The 20,002-nt window shown below is 64.7% G+C and carries 22 protein-coding genes; 2 read left to right on the forward strand and 20 right to left on the reverse strand.

The window, feature by feature from the left end; translation table 11 throughout:
* Nucleotides 1-8 precede the first annotated feature (8 nt).
* Nucleotides 9-1,130: a dual-specificity RNA methyltransferase RlmN gene (gene rlmN, locus BJL86_RS09170; protein WP_075844933.1), complete on the reverse strand. Its 1,122-nt coding sequence runs from the start codon at nt 1,128-1,130 to the stop codon at nt 9-11.
* A gap of 81 nt (nt 1,131-1,211) precedes the next feature.
* Between rlmN and BJL86_RS09175 the strand changes: the two genes are divergently transcribed.
* A complete protein-coding gene (locus BJL86_RS09175) occupies nt 1,212-1,685 on the forward strand; it encodes a LapA family protein (RefSeq protein ID WP_082908327.1) in 474 nt (157 codons plus the stop codon).
* Here the strand turns inward: BJL86_RS09175 and BJL86_RS09180 are convergent.
* From BJL86_RS09180 to rpsB, 5 genes are all read right to left on the reverse strand, one after another.
* Nucleotides 1,682-2,542 carry a phosphatidate cytidylyltransferase gene (locus BJL86_RS09180; RefSeq protein WP_067471770.1) on the reverse strand — a complete coding sequence of 287 codons (861 nt, stop codon included), beginning with the start codon at nt 2,540-2,542 and terminating at the stop codon, nt 1,682-1,684. The two genes, BJL86_RS09175 and BJL86_RS09180, sit on opposite strands and share 4 nt — an antisense overlap.
* Nucleotides 2,543-2,605: 63 nt before the next feature.
* Nucleotides 2,606-3,163 (reverse strand): ribosome recycling factor, encoded by a 558-nt coding sequence (gene frr, locus BJL86_RS09185; protein ID WP_067471773.1) that lies wholly within the window; start codon nt 3,161-3,163, stop codon nt 2,606-2,608.
* Between the two features lie 83 nt (nt 3,164-3,246).
* A complete protein-coding gene (pyrH, locus tag BJL86_RS09190; RefSeq protein ID WP_156515195.1) occupies nt 3,247-3,969 on the reverse strand; it encodes a UMP kinase in 723 nt (240 codons plus the stop codon).
* A 186-nt stretch (nt 3,970-4,155) separates the two neighbouring features.
* Nucleotides 4,156-4,980 (reverse strand): translation elongation factor Ts, encoded by an 825-nt coding sequence (gene tsf / locus BJL86_RS09195; RefSeq protein WP_067471778.1) that lies wholly within the window; start codon nt 4,978-4,980, stop codon nt 4,156-4,158.
* A 277-nt stretch (nt 4,981-5,257) separates the two neighbouring features.
* Nucleotides 5,258-6,118, reverse strand: coding sequence for a 30S ribosomal protein S2 (gene rpsB / locus BJL86_RS09200; RefSeq protein WP_067471780.1), 861 nt, complete (start codon nt 6,116-6,118; stop codon nt 5,258-5,260).
* A 422-nt stretch (nt 6,119-6,540) separates the two neighbouring features.
* On the opposite strand from rpsB, the gene BJL86_RS09205 reads away from it, so the two are divergent.
* A complete protein-coding gene (locus BJL86_RS09205) occupies nt 6,541-7,155 on the forward strand; it encodes a M23 family metallopeptidase (protein ID WP_067471783.1) in 615 nt (204 codons plus the stop codon).
* A 54-nt stretch (nt 7,156-7,209) separates the two neighbouring features.
* On the opposite strand, the gene BJL86_RS09210 is transcribed toward BJL86_RS09205, so the two are convergent.
* From BJL86_RS09210 to ffh, 14 genes are all read right to left on the reverse strand, one after another.
* Nucleotides 7,210-8,181 carry a tyrosine recombinase XerC gene (locus BJL86_RS09210; RefSeq protein ID WP_156515196.1) on the reverse strand — a complete coding sequence of 324 codons (972 nt, stop codon included), beginning with the start codon at nt 8,179-8,181 and terminating at the stop codon, nt 7,210-7,212.
* A 110-nt stretch (nt 8,182-8,291) separates the two neighbouring features.
* Nucleotides 8,292-9,545: a DNA-processing protein DprA gene (gene dprA / locus BJL86_RS09215; RefSeq protein ID WP_067471785.1), complete on the reverse strand. Its 1,254-nt coding sequence runs from the start codon at nt 9,543-9,545 to the stop codon at nt 8,292-8,294.
* Nucleotides 9,542-11,038 (reverse strand): YifB family Mg chelatase-like AAA ATPase, encoded by a 1,497-nt coding sequence (locus BJL86_RS09220; protein WP_067471788.1) that lies wholly within the window; start codon nt 11,036-11,038, stop codon nt 9,542-9,544. Before BJL86_RS09220 ends, dprA begins: the two co-directional genes overlap by 4 nt.
* Nucleotides 11,039-11,563 (reverse strand): YraN family protein, encoded by a 525-nt coding sequence (locus BJL86_RS09225; protein WP_231887112.1) that lies wholly within the window; start codon nt 11,561-11,563, stop codon nt 11,039-11,041.
* Between the two features lie 256 nt (nt 11,564-11,819).
* Entirely contained in the window at nt 11,820-12,125 is a 306-nt protein-coding gene (locus BJL86_RS09230; protein ID WP_067471791.1) for a DUF2469 domain-containing protein, read from the reverse strand.
* Nucleotides 12,106-12,816: a ribonuclease HII gene (locus BJL86_RS09235; RefSeq protein WP_067471793.1), complete on the reverse strand. Its 711-nt coding sequence runs from the start codon at nt 12,814-12,816 to the stop codon at nt 12,106-12,108. The genes BJL86_RS09230 and BJL86_RS09235 overlap by 20 nt, the downstream gene beginning before the upstream one ends.
* A gap of 6 nt (nt 12,817-12,822) precedes the next feature.
* The gene (lepB, locus tag BJL86_RS09240) at nt 12,823-13,632 is read right to left on the reverse strand and encodes a signal peptidase I (RefSeq protein WP_414836055.1); all 810 of its coding nucleotides are present in this window, start codon (nt 13,630-13,632) and stop codon (nt 12,823-12,825) included.
* A gap of 211 nt (nt 13,633-13,843) precedes the next feature.
* Nucleotides 13,844-15,037, reverse strand: coding sequence for an IS30 family transposase (locus tag BJL86_RS09245; protein WP_197487682.1), 1,194 nt, complete (start codon nt 15,035-15,037; stop codon nt 13,844-13,846).
* Nucleotides 15,038-15,492: 455 nt separating this feature from the next.
* Nucleotides 15,493-15,834, reverse strand: coding sequence for a 50S ribosomal protein L19 (gene rplS, locus BJL86_RS09250; RefSeq protein WP_067476475.1), 342 nt, complete (start codon nt 15,832-15,834; stop codon nt 15,493-15,495).
* 147 nt (nt 15,835-15,981) lie between these two features.
* A complete protein-coding gene (gene trmD / locus BJL86_RS09255) occupies nt 15,982-16,791 on the reverse strand; it encodes a tRNA (guanosine(37)-N1)-methyltransferase TrmD (RefSeq protein WP_067476478.1) in 810 nt (269 codons plus the stop codon).
* 4 nt (nt 16,792-16,795) lie between these two features.
* Nucleotides 16,796-17,386 carry a ribosome maturation factor RimM gene (rimM, locus tag BJL86_RS09260; RefSeq protein WP_067476481.1) on the reverse strand — a complete coding sequence of 197 codons (591 nt, stop codon included), beginning with the start codon at nt 17,384-17,386 and terminating at the stop codon, nt 16,796-16,798.
* A gap of 30 nt (nt 17,387-17,416) precedes the next feature.
* Nucleotides 17,417-17,650 carry a KH domain-containing protein gene (locus BJL86_RS09265; protein ID WP_067476484.1) on the reverse strand — a complete coding sequence of 78 codons (234 nt, stop codon included), beginning with the start codon at nt 17,648-17,650 and terminating at the stop codon, nt 17,417-17,419.
* Nucleotides 17,651-17,656: 6 nt separating this feature from the next.
* A complete protein-coding gene (gene rpsP / locus BJL86_RS09270; protein WP_067476486.1) occupies nt 17,657-18,178 on the reverse strand; it encodes a 30S ribosomal protein S16 in 522 nt (173 codons plus the stop codon).
* Between the two features lie 211 nt (nt 18,179-18,389).
* Nucleotides 18,390-20,000, reverse strand: a complete 1,611-nt coding sequence (gene ffh, locus BJL86_RS09275; protein ID WP_067476487.1) for a signal recognition particle protein — start codon at nt 19,998-20,000, stop codon at nt 18,390-18,392.
* Nucleotides 20,001-20,002 lie beyond the last annotated feature (2 nt).

Below are 20,002 nucleotides of genomic sequence, written 5' to 3' on the forward strand. Positions count from 1 at the left end.
TGTGTCCGCTAGGAAGACGAATCCGCAGCGAGCTGCCCGCACGCGGCGGCGATGTCTTGACCTCGGGTATCGCGCACCGTGCACGACACGCCTTGTCGCTCCACCGCCGCCACGAAGGCGTCCTGCTGTGCCTTCGGGCTGGCGTCCCACTTGCTGCCCGGGGTCGGGTTCAGCGGGATCACGTTGACGTGGGCGTACTGCCCGAGCGCCTTGTGCAGCTTCTGCCCGAGTAGCTCTCCACGCCACACCTGGTCGTTGATGTCCCGAATCAAGGCGTACTCGATGGAGACGCGGCGTCCGGTGGCGTCGGCGAAGTAGCGAGCCGCGTCGAGCACTTCGTCGACGGGCCACCGGTTGTTCACGGGAACGAGGGTGTCACGCAGTTCGTCGTCCGGAGTGTGGAGGGACACGGCGAGGGTGACGTGGAGGCCCTCGTCGGCGAGGCGACGAATCGCAGGCGCGAGTCCCACGGTGGATACTGTCACGTTTCGCTGCGACAGCCCGAAGCCCTCCGGCTCCGGCGCGATCATGCGTTTGACGGCGGCGACGACACGCTTGTAATTGGCCAGTGGCTCCCCCATACCCATGAACACGACGTTCGACAGGCGGCCGGGGCCCCCGTCGAGGTCGCCATTGCGCATGGCCGCGGCAGCGATCCGGAACTGCTCGAGGATCTCGGCGGTGGACAGATTGCGCTGTAGCCCACCCTGACCGGTGGCGCAGAACGGGCACGCCATCCCACATCCGGCCTGGCTCGACACGCACAGCGTTGCGCGATCGGGGTACCGCATGAGCACCGACTCGACGAGGGAGCCGTCGTGCAGTTTCCACAAGGTCTTTCGCGTGGCGCCGCCGTCAGCGGTCTGGTCCCGGATGTCGGTAAAGAGCTGCGGGAACAGCTCTTCGGCGACGCCGTCTCGCGCGCCTGCGGGAAGGTCGGTCATCTCTGCCGGATCTGCAGAGAGACGGCTGAAGTAGTGGTTTGCCAGTTGCTTGGAACGGAACGCAGGAAGCCCGAGGCCGCGAATGGCTTCGGTTCGTTCGGCATCCGTGAGGTCCGCCAGGTGTTTGGGTGGCATTCCCATTTTCGGCTTCGGCGCATCAAACACGAGGGGTAGTTCTTTAGGCACGCCTTTAGATTCTCCCCTTTTTGTTCGTCAAATGCATATCGGTCCCAACCGATTTGGGATAGGCCGTATACATTTACCTACATGAATAATCCGACACACGATAACGAATCGAACCCGGCCGCCCCGTCGGAGCCCGGCGTGGGCCCAGATCCCGTAGCGCCCGCTGCCTTTGACGATGCACAACCGGCCGGTCCCCACGCGGGCGACGTCCAGCTGCCCGATTCGGCAGTCGCGGGCGCTGAGGGTACTTCGGGGTCGCCGACCCCGGTAAACACCTCAGGTGGGGGGCCCGGTTCGGCGTGGGTGACGCTCGTCATCGGTGCCATCCTCCTCATCCTGCTGCTCGTCTTCGTGCTGCAGAACCAGGACAGCCTCGATGTGCAGTTCATCTCCTGGGAGTTCAGCATGCCCGCCGGTGTGCTGATCCTTCTCGCCGCCATCGTCGGCGCCCTGGTGATGGCGCTTGTCGCGGCGATGCGCATCTTCCAACTCCGCCATCGCGCGCGCCGCGCGAACAAATCAATGGGCACGAAGAAGAAGGGCCGTAAGCGCTAGATGAGGTAGTGCACGAACACCCATGCCATGACGGCGGCGGGCAGGACCGAATCGAGTCGATCCATCAGCCCGCCGTGTCCTGGCAGAAGCGTTCCCATATCCTTGATTCCCAGGTCTCGCTTGACCTGCGATTCCACAAGATCGCCGAGGCTGGCGGCGAGCACGGTCGCAACGCCGAGAAGACCACCGATCCACAGGTTTTCTTCCAGCAAGAGCCAGAACACGAGCACGCCCCCGGCCACGCCGAAGACCATCGACCCCGCGAATCCCTCCCATGACTTCTTCGGACTGATTGCCGGAGCCATCGGATGCTTGCCGAAGAGCACTCCAGCGGCATAGCCACCGACATCCGAGCACACCACGAGTGCAATCAGTGTGACCACGTATTTTCCGCCGTGCTCGCCATTGACGAGCATCGCCCCGCAGGCTCCGGGAATCGCGATCCATGCGAGGACGAAGATCGACGCCGATACATCGCGCAGGTAGTTCTTCGGTGGCTCGTGAAGTCCGCGGATGAATAGTCGCCAAACCAAGATAACGACGACCGATACCGCGAACGCGGCGAAAGCACCGGTCGCCCCGAGAGGCCACGCGAGCCAAATCATCGCCTGGCTTGCCACGAGCAGAGGGATGAATGGAAGCCGGAACTTCGCCTGTCGAAGCCGTTTGAAGACTTCCCACAACGCCAGAGAGACGGCGACGGCTGCCACGACGTACCAGAGCCGCGAGTTCCAGGCGACTGAAATTGCCACGACGGCCCCGAGGAACACGCCGACCGGGATTGCTCGGGTTAGGTCGCGGCCTGCCCGGGACTGCTTCGGCGGCGAACCGGGAGGCCCTGCGGGTGCCAAATCCACGGCGATCTAACTCCGATCTGTCGAACTATGGCCCGTATTCTCGTGCGAACTAGGAGGGGACGGCTACACCTCCATCAGTTCGTCTTCCTTCCGCTTCACCAAATCGTCGACCTCGCTCACGTATTTCGACGTCGCGGCGTCGAGGTCCTTTTCTGCGGCGTTGCCCTCGTCTTCGCCTGCCTCGCCATCTTTCACGATCCGCTTGATCTCGTCCATACCCTTGCGGCGAATGCCGCGGATCGCGATGCGGCCATCCTCAGCCTTGGACTTGGCCTGCTTGACGAGATCGCGCCGACGTTCCTCGGTGAGCTGAGGAACGGTGACACGCAGCACCTGACCGTCGTTCGTCGGGTTGACGCCGAGGTCGGAATTGCGAATAGCTTGTTCGATGTTGCCGATCTGTCCCAGCTCGTAGGGTTTGATGAGCAGCATGCGAGGCTCGGGAACGGAAATCGTCGCCATCTGCGTAATCGGCGTATACATTCCGTAGTACTCGGCCTGCACTCGACTGAACATCCCCGGGTTGGCCCGGCCGGTGCGGATGGCGGAAAGCTCGTCGCGAACGTGGTTCACGGCCTTTTCCATCTTCTCTTCGGCTTCGAGCATTGCTTCGTCAAACATCGCGGGTCCTTTGCGGGGTATCAATCTGTGCTAGTCGGATAGTCCGACACCTGAGTTTAGTCTCTCGGCCGAGCCGGCGAGGTCTATGTGGCGACAAGCGTGCCGATCTGCTTACCTGCCACTGCTGCTGCCACGTTTCCCTCGACGAGAAGGTTGAACACCTGGATCGGCATGTTGTTGTCCATACACAGGGAGAAAGCGGTGGCGTCGGCGACCTTGAGTTCTTTCTCGATAACCTCGCGGTGGGTAATCTTGTCGAAGAGCTCGGCGTCGGGATTCGTGCGCGGATCGTCGGAGTACACGCCGTCGACGCCCTTGGCCATGAGGAGGACCTCCGCCTTGACCTCGAGTGCACGCTGCGCGGCTGTCGTGTCGGTGGAGAAATACGGCATTCCCATGCCGGCACCGAAGATGACGACGCGTCCCTTTTCCATGTGGCGGATCGCGCGCAGCGGGATGTAGGGCTCGGCGACCTGCCCCATCGTGATCGCGGTCTGCACGCGCGTATCGATGCCCTCTTGTTCGAGGAAGTCCTGCAGCGCGAGGCAGTTCATCACAGTGCCGAGCATGCCCATGTAGTCCGAGCGCGCACGGTCCAGCCCGCGCTGTTGCAGCTGTGCGCCGCGGAAGAAGTTGCCGCCACCGATGACGATACAGATCTGCGTGCCACTCTTGGCGACCTCGGCGATCTGACGGGCTACGGATTGGACCACATCGGGATCGATTCCGACGGCTCCGCCACCGAACATTTCACCGCCAAGCTTCAACATGACACGCGTGTAGCCGGTGTCCGACTCGTTAGTCATCTCGCTCCTTGAATCGTGCTCTGCGATCAATTTCTCTATCGACACCATCTTGCCTCATTGCCGTTTCAGCCCGATTGGCCGGTGACGACTGCGGCGTTGCCATGCCCGGACACGGTTCAGGCACCTGGTCGATGTCGACTCCAGGTGCCTGAACACTATGTGCGTAACGATCGCCGCAGGAAAGCCTTACTCCTGGCCGACCTCGAAACGCTCGAACGCGGTGACCTTGGCGCCGGCCTCCTCGAGGAGCGCGCCGACGGTCTTCTTGTTGTCGGAGACCGACGGCTGATCGAGCAGCGCAACGTCCTTGAAGAAGCCGTTGAGGCGTCCCTCGACGATCTTCGGCAGAGCCTGTTCGGGCTTGCCCTCTTCCTTGGCGGTGGCCTCGGCGATATCGCGCTCCTTGGCAATGACGTCCTCGGGTACATCATCGCGGGAGACATACTTGGCCTTGAGAGCGGCGATCTGCATCGCGGCGGTGCGAGCGGCCTCGGCAGCGGCCTCGGAGTCACCGGTGTAGGACACCATGACGCCGACGGCCGGCGGCAGGTCGGACGAGCGCTTGTGCAGGTAGGTTGCGACCGGACCCTCGTAAGAGGCCACGCGGCGGAGGACGAGCTTCTCGCCGGTCTTGGCGGAGAACGCGGTGACGGCCTCGGAGACGGGCTGGCCGTCGAGGTCCGCAGCTTCGAGAGCGGCAAGGTCGGCAACCTTGTTCGCGGCGGCGACGCCGACGATCTTGTCCGCGAGCTCGATGAACTCGGCGGACTTCGCGACGAAGTCGGTTTCCGAGTTGAGCTCGATCATGTAGCCGTCCTTGATGGTGACGAGGCCTTCGGCGGTCGAGCGACCGGCGCGCTTGCCCACGTCCTTCGCACCCTTGATGCGAAGAAGCTCTACGGCCTTGTCGAAGTCTCCGTCCGAATCGACAAGTGCGTTCTTGCAGTCCATCATTCCGGAGCCGGTGAGCTCGCGAAGACGCTTGACGTCGGCAGCGGTGTAGTTCGCCATGTTGGGGCGACCCTCCTTGGGTATTTTGATTTCGTCAATCTCGGCTTGGGTAAAAGTCTTGAATTTTCCGCGTGGCTTCAGCGGAATGGACAGCCCATTCCCTCACCAGGTTAAGGCACTATGCCCTACAGGGTGCGCGCAACCCGGGTGAACTCGTGGCGAGACACGGCTGAACGCACGATGGTCGGACGCGGAACGAGAGCACAACACGGGCCCGGTACCAGCCACTCGAGTAGCTGGCACCGGGCCCTGGTGTTAGCGCTGCATGCGCGAGAACCTACTTGGTGTCCGCAGCGGGAGCCTCGGCGGCCGGCGCGTCCTGCGCAGCAGCCGGAGCGGCATCCTCGGTGGTGGCAGCTGCTTCGGCCTCAGCCGTCACGGCGTCGAGCTGTTCGGTCTCCCACTCGGCGAGCGGCTCGGCCTCTTCGCCCTTGTTGCCTTCCTTCGCAGCCGAGCGGGCCTTGAGGCCCTCGGCGACGGCAGAGGCGACGACGCGGGTGAGCACGTCGACGGAGCGGATGGCGTCATCGTTCGCCGGGATCGGGTAGTCGACAACATCCGGGTCGCAGTTCGTGTCGAGGATCGCGACAACCGGGATACCCAGCTTGCGAGCCTCGTCGACGGCGATGTGCTCCTTGTTGGTGTCGACGATCCACACGACGGAAGGAATCTTCGACATCTCGCGCATACCGCCGAGGGTGCGGGCGAGCTTGTTCTTCTCACGCGTGAGCATGAGGATTTCCTTCTTGGTGCGGCCCTCGAAGCCACCGGTCTGCTCCATCGACTCGAGCTCCTTGAGGCGCAAGAGGCGCTGGTGCACGGTCTGGAAGTTGGTGAGCATGCCGCCGAGCCAACGCTGGTTGACATACGGCATGCCGACCTTCGTCGCCTCTTCGGCGATAGCTTCCTGTGCCTGCTTCTTCGTGCCGACGAAGAGCACGGTGCCGCCGTGGGCCACGGACTCCTTGACGAATTCGTAGGCCTGATCGATGTAGGTCAGCGTCTGCTGAAGATCGATGATGTAGATGCCGTTGCGGTCGGTGAAGATGAAACGCCTCATCTTCGGGTTCCAGCGACGGGTCTGGTGGCCAAAGTGTGCACCTGCATCGAGCAGTTGCTTCATGGAAACGACAGCCATGTTGCTTTGAGGGTCAAAAACGTGCGATTCCGTAGGTATCACGCGTTCTGGAGGCCCCTCCTCCTCCTTCTTATATGTCCGTAGTTGTTCTTGGGTTTTGCCTAGCACCTGCCTCGAGGCAATCCGGCCGACCACTGGGACGACCGAACACCACTGACTCGAAGGGCATACAACACCGGCGCTCCCCCACCTCCTCAACGGGGACGGGGACGAACGAGCACCGTTGCCAGGTGCGCGAAGTCAGAATCATGTACCGAAAAGACACACGTCTCCCGGCACACAAGACTGCCCCGCAAGCATAACCCGCGACGCGAAATGGTCCAACTCTTTCCGAGCGCGAGTCCGCTCGGGAAACGCGCCGGTCAGCTCTACATATGACGTAGCGCCCCCACCGGCCCCGTCTCCGCGCCAATACTCGTTTTATGCCATCGACAGTTCCGCTCGCCGACTCCCCGCGTCCCGGGCGCGTCTGTTTCTTCATACGCCTGCTCGGTGTGGTCATGACGGCGGTCGTCGCGCTTTTCCTGGCCTTCCCGCTAACGGCCGATGGAGAAGTTTTCGACGAGACCGACCCCGCGCCGCGATCGACCGAATCACTCACCGGCAGCGAGGATTTCGATCTTCCCGTCGCGCCGGGTGCCGTGGTCCGCGGGTACTCGCCTCCGCCGCAGCCATGGCTTCCGGGCCACCGCGGTGTCGATCTCGCGGCGACCCCTTCGGCAGAGGTCCGCGCGGCGGGACCCGGGCGAGTCGCATTCGCAGGGATGGTCGCCGGCAGACCTGTGGTCTCCATTGAGCACGAAGGAGGGTTTCGAACCACATACGAGCCGGTACGCTCCGCCGTCATGGCCGGGGATACCGTCGAGCGGGGTCGATTGATCGGGCACGTGTTCGGTATCCACCCAGGCTGCGAGGTCGCCGCTTGCGTGCATTGGGGCGCCCGCTGGAGCAACGACCCCGACGGTTACCTCGATCCACTGACGCTGCTGGGCGCCAAGCTGCGGCCGATCGTGCTCAAGCCGGTCGAGTCTGCCTAGCCGTGTCGACCCCGTCCCAGATCGCGTGCGACGCGAGCGGCAAATACGCCCGTCTCAGGCGCGAGGGTGCGCTATGCGATACGCGGCCGCGAGTCGCTCGCTGGACACGTGCGTGTAGAGCTGGGTCGTCGCAGGGGTCGTGTGTCCGAGGATCTCCTGCACATGACGCAGGTCGGCGCCGCCGGCAAGCAGGTGGGTGGCAGCGCTGTGACGAAGGGCGTGGGGCGAGAGCACGGGAACACCGTCGGTCGCGGACGTGACATCGTTGACCGCTTTGCGGGCGGCGCGCACGTTGAGCCGCCCGCCGCGCGCCCCGAGGAGGAACGCTTCGCCGCTGGACGCCGAGACCAAGGCGGGCCTGCCGCGTTCGAGCCAGCCATCAATGGCCCGCTGGGCAGGAATGCCAAAAGGCACGGTCCGTTCCTTGTTCCCCTTGCCCAGCACACGCATCACCCGGCGCTCGCTATCGATGGATCTCAGGTCGAGCCCGCACAGCTCGGATACACGGATGCCGGTGGAGTACAAGAGCTCGACGATGACCTGGTCGCGTAGTGCGGCGGGATCCGACTCCTCCGCCCCGAGTTCTGCCGAACGGATAACCTCGGACGCCTGCGCCTCGTCCAGGACCCGCGGCAACCGACGGTGGGGGCGCGGGGCCTCCAGACGTTGGCCCGGATCGCCGTCGAGCACGCCGCGACGATGCGCCCACGCGGTGAAGGCACGTGCAGAGGCCACCCTGCGCGCAATGGTCGACCGAGCCGCGCGACCTGCCACCTGCTCGCCCAGCCAGGCTCGAAGTGCCGCGAGATCGATGAGCACGGCCGGAGCAGGCGCGGCGTCGTCCGGATCCAGGTAGGTGAACAGATGCCGGACATCCGAGACGTAGGACCGAACCGTGGCCTCGGATCGTCCGCGCGAGGTCAGGTCGGCGGCAAATTCATCGAGCAGGTCGTCGACCTTCGGTCCGCGCGCGACGAATGCCGACGTGTCCACGCCACCATCGGAATCGCCCACGCTGTTGTGCATGTTATCTACTGTGGCCCTTGTGCCAACGGGGCGCAAGACGGATCCAAGAGTCGCCGACGGTTAGCGACAATATTGACGCTCTCGACGGGATCCGCTTGTGAATCGTGTGATCAGAAGGGCGAACCTTCTCCGTATAGGGGCAGGGCCTGTTGGAATCGGTCCTTTCTCTCGGGAAGTTTCCACTTCCCACCGGTGTTGACGGCAAAGCCGAACCGCTCGAGGGTGCCGAGGTGTCGCCTGACCTGGGTTTCGGGAACACCGCTTTCCCAGGCGACCATTGCGGAATCCTGCGAGAAATCGCCCCGCAATGCCTCGAATACCCGGCTCTGCTTCTCGGACATCCAGTCGACGGGATTTCCGGGTCGCCGAGTGGGCTGCGTGGCTCCGACGTCATATGGATGTGGTTCTGCGGAGCGCGCGAAACCGTACGTCGGGACGATTTCCCCGATCTCGCTGGTAAGAGCTAGTGGCATGGCGTACATGCCGAGCAGGTTGTTGCAGCCGGCCGAGGCGCGCGAATGGATCGATCCCGGGACGGCGAACACGGGACGGGCCATCGCGTGTGCCCATCGGGCGGTGCTCAGCGCGCCGCTGCGCATGGCGGCCTCGACGACGACTGTGGCCGAACCGAGTGCGGCGATGATCCGGTTTCGGTCGAGAAAGCGGTACCTGGTGACGCCGGTGCCCGGCGGATACTCGGAGATCACTCCGCCCGAGCCAGCGACGCGGCGCAGGGTTTGTTGGTTGGCCGAGGGGTAGAGTTTGTCGACTCCGCAGGCCAGTACGGCGGTGGTGATGCCGTCGGCGGACAGCGATCCCAGGTGCGCAGCGATGTCGATGCCGAGCGCACCTCCGGAGATGACGGCGATGTCCTCGCCCGCACAGGCCTCTGCTAATTCTGATGCGACGACCCGACCGTAGGAAGTCAGGTCCCGGGTGCCGACGATGGATGCCGTGCGCGCGGTGGCGAAGTCGGGAATGTCCGGTCCGCCGCGAATCCACAGGCCGAATGGCGCGAGCGGAAGCGCTGAGCCCACTTCGGTCCCGCTGTGATCGACCCCGTGCTGACGTGGATGATCGAGGGCTGCGAACGCCTCGGCGGGCCACCCCGGATTCCCGGGGCAAAGGAACCTGGCTCCGTGCCGCTCACCCAATGTTCGCAGTGCGACCGGGTCGATTTTCTCGGCGCGGGCTTCGGTCTGCGCGGCGACGTCTCGGAACTCCTCTGTTGCCCGGCGCCTAATGCGTTCGGCGGCGTCGACGGGCCCATAGATGTCGACGAAGTCCCACATCGCCGCGGTCGGTCTCTCGCACACGGCGTTGAGATAGAGCCACGCCTCCCAGGACTCGGTTACCGGTGTCATATTTCGTCTCCTCGCAGGGTCATCGCTTCTAGGACGTGGTGTTGTGTGGGGCTGGTAGATCCATCGATGTCGGCGAGAGTCCACGCCAACCGGAGGCAGCGGCGCGCGCCGCGCGCGGAGATCGCGCCCCTGACGAGTCCCCGCTTCAGCGGGGTCATTGCCGTGCGAGAGAGGCTGTCCTCGACCTTCGCCGCGGTGTCGCCCTCGTGCCCGGCGATACGGCGCGCGGTCGCGCAGTCGATTGCGCGGTGCACCCGCTCGCGGACGGTTGCCGTCGATTCCTGTTCGGTATCGGATAGAAGCCGAACGCCTACCGGAGAGGTCCGCACGCAGATATCGAGCCGGTCGCGCAGTGGACCCGAGAGCTTGGCCATGTAACGGCGCCTGAGTGCTGATGGACATGAACACCTGGCGGCCTCTGCCGCCCCGCACGGACATTCGTTCGCTGCCATCACGAGCTGGAACCGGGCCGGGAACTCCGTCACACCGTCGCGCCTCGCGATGCGTACCGCCCCTTCCTCCAGGGGCGTGCGCAATGCGTCGAGGGTCCGTGCGGCGAATTCCGGCGCCTCGTCGAGAAACAGCACCCCGTTGTGCGCGAGAGACACCGCCCCCGGGCGAGCAAGCCCATGCCCGCCACCGACCAACGCGTTCATGGACGCGGTGTGGTGCGGCGCGACAAATGGCGGACGCGACACCAGCGGAGACCGCCCCTCGCCCAACGCCCCGGATACCGAATGCACCGCGGTGGTCGACAGGGCGTCGCGTTCGGACAGATCAGGAAGCAGGCCGGGAAGACGCCGTGCGAGCATCGTCTTGCCCGTGCCCGGAGGGCCTAGAAGGAGAAGGTTGTGTCCGCCGGCGGCCGCGATCTCCACAGCCCGCCGTGCTTCGGGCTGCCCTCGCACATCGGCGAGGTCCGCGACCGCGCAGTTGCTATTCGTGCCGTCGGGTTCCGGCACCGGGTACTCGGGTAGCTCGAGCCCCAGGCAGTAGTCGCGGAGGTCCTCGAGTGTGCGTAGTCCGATCGACGCGATCCCGCCCACGAGCCGCGCCTCGGCGAGATTGCCGGACGAAACGAGCACCGCCGACAAGCCCGCATCGCGGGCGGCGAGCACTGCGGGAAGAACGCCGCGCACGGGACGGACGCGGCCGTCGAGCGCGAGTTCACCGACGAGCGCGACACCAGTGAGCGCCGACGAGGGGATGATGCCGCGTGAGGACAGCACCGCCGCGACGATCGCGAGGTCGAAACCGCTGCCGGTCTTGCGCAGCGACGCGGGTGACAAGGAGACAACGACCTTGCCAGGTGGATACGGGTAGCCGCTGTTGACGATTGCCGCCCGGACGCGCTCACGGGCTTCGTGAAGCGCTGCGTCACCTGCGCCGACGATGTGTGTGGCCGGCAGCCCGTTGCCGGAATCGACCTCTACGTCGACCAGGTGCCCGCCAACGCCGACGACCGCGACGCCGCGAGAGTAACCGATACCCATCTAGAGCACATTCCAGAGCCAGGTGAGCTTCGCCTCGTCCTCGCCATCCTTCTCGACCGCAACCACGTCGAACGCCGCTTCGCCGTGAACGTCGCGGTGCGCGGCGAGCCACGCACCGCCGAGCCGGCGCAGGCGGGCGAGTTTTGAGGGAACCACCGATTCGGCCGGCGAGCCGTACCGAGGCCCGGTACGCGTACGGACTTCGACGAACCGGATCACCCCGTCCGCGCCGCGAACGATGAGGTCGAGCTCGCCGTTCGGGCACCGCCAGTTCCGGCCAAGGACCTCGAAGCCGAGATCTTCGGCCAGCTCGGCGACGAGGTCCTCCCCGAAGCGGCCGACCTCCGAGCGGGTTTGCGGCCAGGATTCCTTCTTCCACCGCGAGATCCACGGCATGTACAACGTGAGTGGATCCGGCCCGAGCACGTCGGGGTGATCGCGCAGCACGGTTGGTCGTGACGGCTGCTTTGTCGCGATGCCTCGACCGAAGTAGAAGCTGTCTTCGGCGCAGGAATTATCGGCCATGGGTCTCCTCGATTCGTTCGCGCCCCGCCGGGAAATCCGGCGGCGCTGTCGGAATCGAGCATGGCCTGGGTTGCGGGGACGTCCGACGTCATACCTGCATGAAACGCACTTCTGTGGAAGGTGGGATTCCCCCTGTGCACAACGAGTCCTCGAGCTTTCGACCTGCACGAAAAAGCCGCCATCGCCCGTTGGGTGGGCGGTGGCGGCTCGGCCTGTGTGCTGCGGATTCGAGGACCCGCTCGACGGAGGCGAAAGTCTACTCGGGAAGCGACAGATCAGGCTTTTCGATCTCCTCGATGTTCACGTCCTTGAACGACAGCACCCGCACGTACTTGACGAAGCGCGCGGGACGGTACATGTCCCACACCCACGCATCGGACATGCGCACGTCGAAGTAGACCTCTCCGTCAGCAGAGCGCGGGATCAGCTCAACCGCATTAGCGAGATAGAAGCGCCGCTCGGTCTCGACCACATATGTGAACTGGCCGACGACATCGCGGTACTCCTTGTACAGCGACAGCTCCATCTCGGTCTCGTAATTCTCAAGATCCTCGGCGCTCATCGGCTTCTCCTCTACCTCGCGCCGCCGCCAGGGCGGCAGCACGCTGAACATTCGCGTACGACATTCGATGCTGTGGACTCGGCCCTAACCGGGCCAACGCGTCCTGGTGTGCGGCCGTGCCGTACCCCTTGTGACCGGCCAACCCGTAACCGGGATAACGAGTGTCGAGGTCCACCATAAACCGATCTCGCGTGACCTTTGCGAGGACACTCGCGGCGGAGATAGATGGCACCGCCGCATCTCCCCCGACCACCGCCAACGAGGGCACACCGAACCCTTCGACCGCGAAACCGTCGGTGAGCACGTAACCCGGGCGGGCGTCGAGGCCGGCGACCGCCCGGCGCATCCCCGCGATGTTGTGGTGGTGGACGCCCTCGACATCGATAATCTCGGGATCGATCTGGATCACGGACCAGGACAAAGCCTTTTCACGTATGACGTCGAACAGAGCCTCGCGCCGGGTGGCGCTGAGCTTTTTGGAGTCGTCGAGCCCCGAAAGGGCCGCGGGGATCTTCGGCCCGAGGATCACCGCAGCAACGACTAACGGGCCCGCGCACGCCCCGCGGCCAGCTTCGTCGACGCCCGCAACGGAGCCGAGGCCACGCCGGTAGAGCGCCGATTCGACGCCCGGGACATCGTCCTTCCGGGTGATTCGCGCGCGCGGCGGGTGGAGCGGGTCTGCTTCGCGCACCTGCGACTACTCGGGTGCGTCGATGCCGGAGATGCTCATCAGATCCGGCGAGTCCACACCGCCGATGCGAGAGAACGGCAGGATGACCCAGCGCACCTTGCCGACGATGTCCGACTCGGGAACGGTGCCCTGGTACTGATCGCCCATGTGGTAGCGGGAATCAGCGGAATTGGAACGATTATCTCCCATCACCCACACGTTGCCCTCTGGCACCTCGACGGGACCGAAGTTGCAGTTCATCGGGTTCTTTTTACTCTCGGCGGGATTATTGATGTAGCCGTCTTCCTTGAGCGGCTGCCCGTCGACCAGGAGATCCCCGGTGGGGCTGCAGCCGCCGACGGTCTGTCCGCCGACAGCGATGATTCGCTTGACGAGATTGTTCTCGTCCGGCGGCATGAGACCCACCACGCTGCCGGCATTCTGAAGGGCGCGCAGCGCGGGGTTGTCCGAGCGCTGCGATTCGTATCCCTCATTCCACGATTCCGAGCCCTTGAACACGACTACGTCGCCCGGGCGCGGGTCGTTAAAGCGGTAGGTGATCTTGTCCACCACGATGCGATCCCCATTGCAGCCCTCGCAGCCGATGAGCGTGGGCTCCATCGACTCACTCGGGATCCGGTAGACACGCCCAACGAACGTCTGGACGAGGAAGCTGATGATCAACGCAATGATGATCAACATCGGGATTTCGATGTACCAGGGGCGAGAGCCGTCCGGATTGCGGAAACGGCTTCCACCGGAATCGGCGCGGTGAGACGACGCCGATCGAGGGTTGTTGCCTCCGGCGGCACCATTTTGAGAACTAGCGTGGGTCACTCGGGAAACCTTACGCCATTACCCTCGTCTCATCACGCAGCATCAACGTGTCCCCGATGGATAACCGCGGGGTCCGATATTACGTCGACCGCTCCTGATACCGCCGGTTTAGCCCCTACGGGGATCCGTCGGCACGAGCGAAGAGGTCACGAGCAAATGCGAGAACGCCCCGCCGATAGGGCGGTTTCTAGTGGTCGACGCAACACTGCTGTTAGTTGGTGGTGATTAGATCACGCAGACGCTCGGCTGGGGTATCCCAGTCGAGCGTTTTGCGTGGACGGCCGTTGAGTTCCTGGGCGACGTGCTCGAGATCGGTAGGACTGTGAACGCTCAGGTCGGTGCCCTTGGGGAAGTACTGCCGCAGCAGGCCGTTGGTGTTCTCGTTGCTTCCGCGCTGCCAGGGGCTGGCAGGGTCGCAGAAGTAGACCTGCATGTCGGTGGCGACCGTGATCTGCTTGTGTCGGGCGAGTTCGGCACCTTGATCCCAGGTCAGCGATCCGCGTAGGTGCGCGGGCAGATCACCGATCGCGGTGATGAGCGCGTCGCGGACCTGTTCGGCGTCGTGCCCGTCGGGCAGGTGCAGCAACATCGTGTAGCGGGTGGCACGCTCGACGAGAGTCCCGATCGCGGATTTGTTCTGCTCACCGGTGATCAGATCCCCTTCCCAATGCCCGGGAACAGCGCGGTCGTCCACTTCGGCGGGACGGTCGCTGATCATTACCATCGGGTCGACGAACCGCTGATACCGCTCACCTTCTTTCCGCTGCGGCTTACGCTTGGTCCGCCCAGTCCGGAGTGCGTGCTGCACTTCCTTCTTCAGACCGCCGCGGGCTTGGAAATACAGCGCTTGATAGATCGTTTCGTGGCTCACCCGCATGCTTTCGTCGTCGGGATGATCCCGCCGCAGACGGTGCGAGATCTGCTCCGGCGAAAGTTTTCTCGACAAGCCTTCCTCGACCGCTGCCCGCAGGACTTTGTTCACCACCAGTTTGGACCGCTTCGGCCGCACCCGCGCCGCCGCCGCATCGCGATGCGCCTGATGCGGCAGATACCGGCCAGCGATGCTGTGCTCGCGTACCTCGCGGGAGATGCTGGAGACATTCTTGCCGATCCGGGCAGCGATCGTGCGCATCGAATCCTTGACCACCAGCCCATCGGCGATCGCAATCCGGTCATCGAGAGATAGGTAACGGGTACTGATCACCGGAGATGCTGCGGCGTCTACGCAGGTCGCACTAGTCACGGTTTGTTTGTAGACCGTGCCGGATCGATAATCCACGACCCGACCGTCCGGATAGATCCGCGTGTTGCGGGTACGCCGGATTCCCTGACGCCAGTCCCGGCCGGTGCGCTCGTTGACTCCCACCTCGCGGGCCGCGCGCGCTGCGGTCCAACCCTGATCCATCAACTCGAGGAACCGTTTCTTGGCCTCCGGCTTACCGAACGCCCGCGGGGCAGCGTCAACCAGACCAGCAGCGACCAAAATTCGACGAGCCACGCAGAACGCCACACCGCACTCGATCGCTGCCTTGTTGATCGACCCGGTGCGATCGAACACCTCCACGATCTGCCTCGAGTCGGCCGGCTTGCCCACTCCACGCAGGCGCCCCACCGGCCGACCGATCGCCCGCAAAATCGCATAACACCGCTGCCGTGGCACACCCACCACCACAGCGGCTTCCTTCACCGGAACCCCGGCATCAACCAGCCGCGCTAACTGGTCACCGAACTGAACACAGTCCTCCTGAAACGACATGATCGCCGCAACCTCTCATCTGAGAGTGTTGCGACGATCATGTGAACCCGCGATAGTGGCGGGGCGTTCTCGCAAGTACTTCGAGAGTCGGAGACCCGAGGCGCCTAGCGCTTTTCCTTGATTCGTGCAGCCTTGCCACGAAGTGCGCGCAGGTAGTACAGCTTCGCGCGGCGAACATCGCCGCGGGTAACGACCTCGATCTTATCGACGTTCGGGGAGTGCACCGGGAAGGTACGCTCCACGCCCACGCCGAAGGAGATCTTGCGAGCGGTGAAGGTCTCGCGGACGCCGCCGCCCTGGCGACGGATCACGACGCCCTTGAAGACCTGCACACGCTCCTTGGTGCCCTCGATAACCTTGACGTGCACCTCGACCGTGTCACCAGCGCGGAACGACGGAATGTCGTCTCGCATCGAGGCCTTGTCGATAAAATCCAAAGTGTTCATTGATGTGTCCTTGCACTCGTGGACAGAGGAACCTAGCGGCGTACGCCCTTACGACATGCTCGTCTGGTTCGTGCCCGGAATCAATAGCGCTCATCGCGGGGGAGAATTTCGCAGCGCGAATTCCGTGCACCCGCAGATGCAACCTGTCTAGTGTGCCAGGTCGTCTGCGAGCTGGCCAAATCCGGCCGAACGGAGCACCGCAAAGTCGGCCTTGTCGAGTTCCACGTCCGCGAGAAGCTCGGGCCGCCGCTCGGCAGTGCGCAACAGCGACTGGTCGCGGCGCCACCGGTCGATACGAGCGTGATTGCCCGATTTCAGCACCTCCGGCACTGCGATTCCCTCCCACACCTCGGGGCGGGTGTAGGACGGGCCTTCGAGCAGGCCGTCAGAGAACGAGTCCTCCTCGTGGCTGCGCTGGTTTCCGAGCACTCCGGGGATGAGGCGCACGACCGCCTCCGAGATCGCGAGCACGGCGACCTCTCCCCCGATGAGCACATAGTCTCCGAGCGAAACCTCGACCACGTCTACGTGTTCCGCGGCGGCATCGAAAACGCGCTGATCGATCCCCTCGTAGCGCCCGCACGCGAAGACGAGATGCGAACGCGTCGCGAACTCCTCGGCCAGCTGCTGCGTGAACGGCCGGCCCGCCGGGGTCGGGACGACGAGCAGCGGGCGGCGTCCGACGTCATCGGAAGGGGTAGTTTCGGAAGAATCCTGTGGTGACGTCGGAAGTCCCAGCACTTCGGACAGTCCGGCCCACCACACGCCGGGCAGCATGACCATGCCTGGGCCGCCGCCAAACGGGGTGTCGTCGACCGAGCGGTGGACGTCGCGGGTCCAGTTGCGCAGGTCGTGGACGCCGACCTCGAGGAGGCCCTTGGTTTGGGCGCGGCCGAGGATCGCGGTGCCGAGAGGTTCGAGGTATTCGGGGAAGATCGTCAGGGCATCGATGCGCACGTGGCTATTCCTGGCGATCGTCGGCGGCAGCGCCGTCCGTGCCGCCGGTGATGTCGAGAAGCCCGTCGGGCGGGGTAATGACCACGGTGCCGGCGGCGAGGTCGACGGTCGGTACGAACTGCTCGATAAACGGGACGAGGACCTCGCGCCCTGCGTGCGGGCCATCGGCAAGCGTCGTGATCGACAACACCTCACCGGCAGGAGTGTGGAGCACTTCGCTCACCTGCCCGATAGAGGCGGCGCCGGTGTTCTCGACGCGCACGTCGAGACCTTCGAGCTGGTGGTCGTAGAACTCATCGTCATCGTCGAGCGGCTCGAACGAGTCGGAGTCGACGAGCAGCTCGACACCGCGAAGCGCGTCGGCGTCGTCCCGCGAGCCGACCCCTGCAAAGCGCACGAGAAGCCGCCCGGAATGATTCCGGGCGGCCTCGACGTTCAGCGTTTCGGGCACGCTGGAGCCCTTGGACCTGCGGGTGCGCGTGGCCAGAGCGGAGCCCTTGGCGAACCGCTCCTCCGGGGAGTCGGTGCGAATATCTACGACGACTTCGCCCCGGATTCCGTGGGATTTGACGATCCTGCCGACGACGAGTTCCATGTGTGGGCCTTCGGGTAGTTCGTCTGGAAACTAGTCCGCGATTTCGACGCGGTAGCTCTTCCCGCCGATGGCGGTGACCACGGTGCGCAGCGCGCTGGCTGTGCGTCCGCGGCGACCGATGACACGACCCTGGTCCGCGGGCGACACGGACACGCGAAAGGTGGTCCCGCGCCGGCCGTTGTCGACCCGGACGGTTACCGCGTCCGGCTCGGCGACGATGCCACGCACGAGGTGTTCCACAGCCTCCGCGATGTCCTCAGCCATGATGGTTTACTCCGCAGCCTTGTCTTCCTCGGCCGGGGCGGCCTCTTCGGACTCGCCGGCTTCCTCGGCGGCCTTGGCCTCTGCGGCCTCTTCCTCGGCCTTGGCCTTGGCAGCGGCCTCTTCTTCGGCCTTCTTGGCCTTATCGGCCTTGCGCTTGGAGGTGATGGCCTCGGCGGTCGGCTCGTTCGAGGCCTCTTCGAGGGCCTTGTTGAACAGGTCGAGCTTCGACGGCTTCTCCTCGGCGGTCTTCAGGGAGCCCTCGGCGCCCTCGATGCCCTTGAACTTCTGCCAGTCGCCGGTCACCTTGAGGATGGCCTCGACAGCCTCGGTCGGCTGTGCGCCGACGCCGAGCCAGTACTGTGCGCGCTCGGAGTCGAGCTCGATGTAGCTCGGGTTCTCCTTGGGGCGGTACAGGCCGAGGGTCTCCAGGGCGCGGCCGTCGCGGCGGGTACGCGCATCGGCGACGATGATGCGGTACTGCGGGTTACGGATCTTACCGAGACGGGTGAGCTTGATCTTGACTGCCATGGTTCTGATGATTCCTTATCTTCGTAGGTCACGTGGCGATTCAGCGACACCCGTCGGTTACGGGGCCCGGTCTCGCCTTTCGGGTGACCGCCGTTCGGCTCGAACCCCCGCGCGCTGGGCACGCGAAGGCTCACCGGTGACGGCGTCCAGCGCTCCAACTTACCCGGCACCGACCCGATTTCGTAAATCGGCGCACCGGCGACGCGAGAACCTACTTCGGGAAGGACAGCTTCGACAGGTCGATGCCCTCGAGTCCGGGCGGCAGCTGGTCGAGCCCGGGCGGGTTGCCACTCAGGTCCGGGGCGCCCTTTCCGCCGGCAGCCGCAGCCCCCGGACCGCCGGGCATATCCATCCCGGGCGGCATCTGCATCCCCGGAGGCATGCCGGGCATGTTCATCCTGTTCTTTGGCTGCGTCGGTCCGCGTCCGCCCTTCTTGCCCTTCTTCCCCTTGCCCTTGCGACGCTTGGTCGCCGAGCGCGAGCCGGGCATCCCCATCTGCCCGGCCATCCGGCCCATCATCTTCTTCGCCTCGAAGAACCGATCGACCAACTGGTTGACGTCGGAGACCTTGACACCCGAGCCGTTGGCGATGCGCAAGCGGCGTGAACCGTTGATGATCTTCGGGTTGGCGCGCTCCTCCGGCGTCATACCGCGGATGATCGCCTGGATGCGGTCGAGATACTTTTCGTCGATATCCCCGACCGCGTCCTTCATTTCCTTGCCACCGGGGAGCATGCCGATGATGTTGCCGAGCGGACCCATCCGACGGATCATGAGCATCTGATCGAGGAAGTCCTCGAGCGTGAGCTCGCCGCTGCCGATCTTCGACGCGGCCTCCTCGGCCTGCTTCTGATCGAAGACCGTCTCCGCCTGCTCGATGAGGGACAGCACGTCGCCCATGCCGAGGATGCGGCTCGCCATGCGGTCCGGGTGGAAGACGTCGAAGTCCTCGAGCTTCTCACCGTTCGAGGCGAACATGATCGGCGTGCCGGTGAGCTCGCGCACCGACAGCGCGGCGCCACCGCGGGCGTCGCCGTCGAGCTTGGTGAGCACGACGCCGGTGAATCCGACGCCGTCGCGGAACGCCTCCGCCGTCGTCACCGCGTCCTGGCCGACCATCGCGTCGAGAACGAAGAACGTCTCGTCCGGTTCAACGGCATCGCGGATCCCGCGGGCCTGCGCCATGAGTTCTTCGTCGATACCCAACCGGCCGGCGGTGTCGACGATGACCACGTCGTGCATCTTCGCCCGAGCGTGCGCGATGGCCCGGTTGGCGACATCGACCGGCTCGGCGACACCGATCGGCTCGCCGTCACCACCGACGGACGTGCCCGGGTGCGGGGCGAACACGGGGACATTCGCGCGGTCGCCGACGATCTTGAGCTGGTCCACGGCGCCGGGACGCTGCAGGTCACACGCCACAAGCATAGGGGTGTGCTTCTGGCTCTTGAACCAGTTCGCCAGCTTGCCCGCGAGCGTGGTCTTACCGGCGCCCTGGAGGCCGGCGAGCATGATCACCGTCGGCGGCTGCTTCGCGTAGTTGAGCGGGCGCGACTCGCCACCGAGAATCCCGGTGAGCTCCTCGTTGACGATCTTGACGACCTGCTGCGCCGGGTTGAGCGCGCCGGAGACCTCGGCGCCCTTGGCGCGCTCCTTGATGCGGGAAATGAATTCACGCACGACGGGCAGCGCCACGTCCGCTTCGAGTAGCGCGAGACGGATCTCGCGTGCGGTGGCGTCGATATCCGCATCCGTGAGCCGGCCCTTGCCGCGCAGATCCTTGAGCGCACTTGTGAGCCGATCGGAAAGCGATTCGAACACTA

The sequence above is a fragment of the Dietzia timorensis genome, from assembly GCF_001659785.1.
Lineage (GTDB): Bacteria > Actinomycetota > Actinomycetes > Mycobacteriales > Mycobacteriaceae > Dietzia > Dietzia timorensis.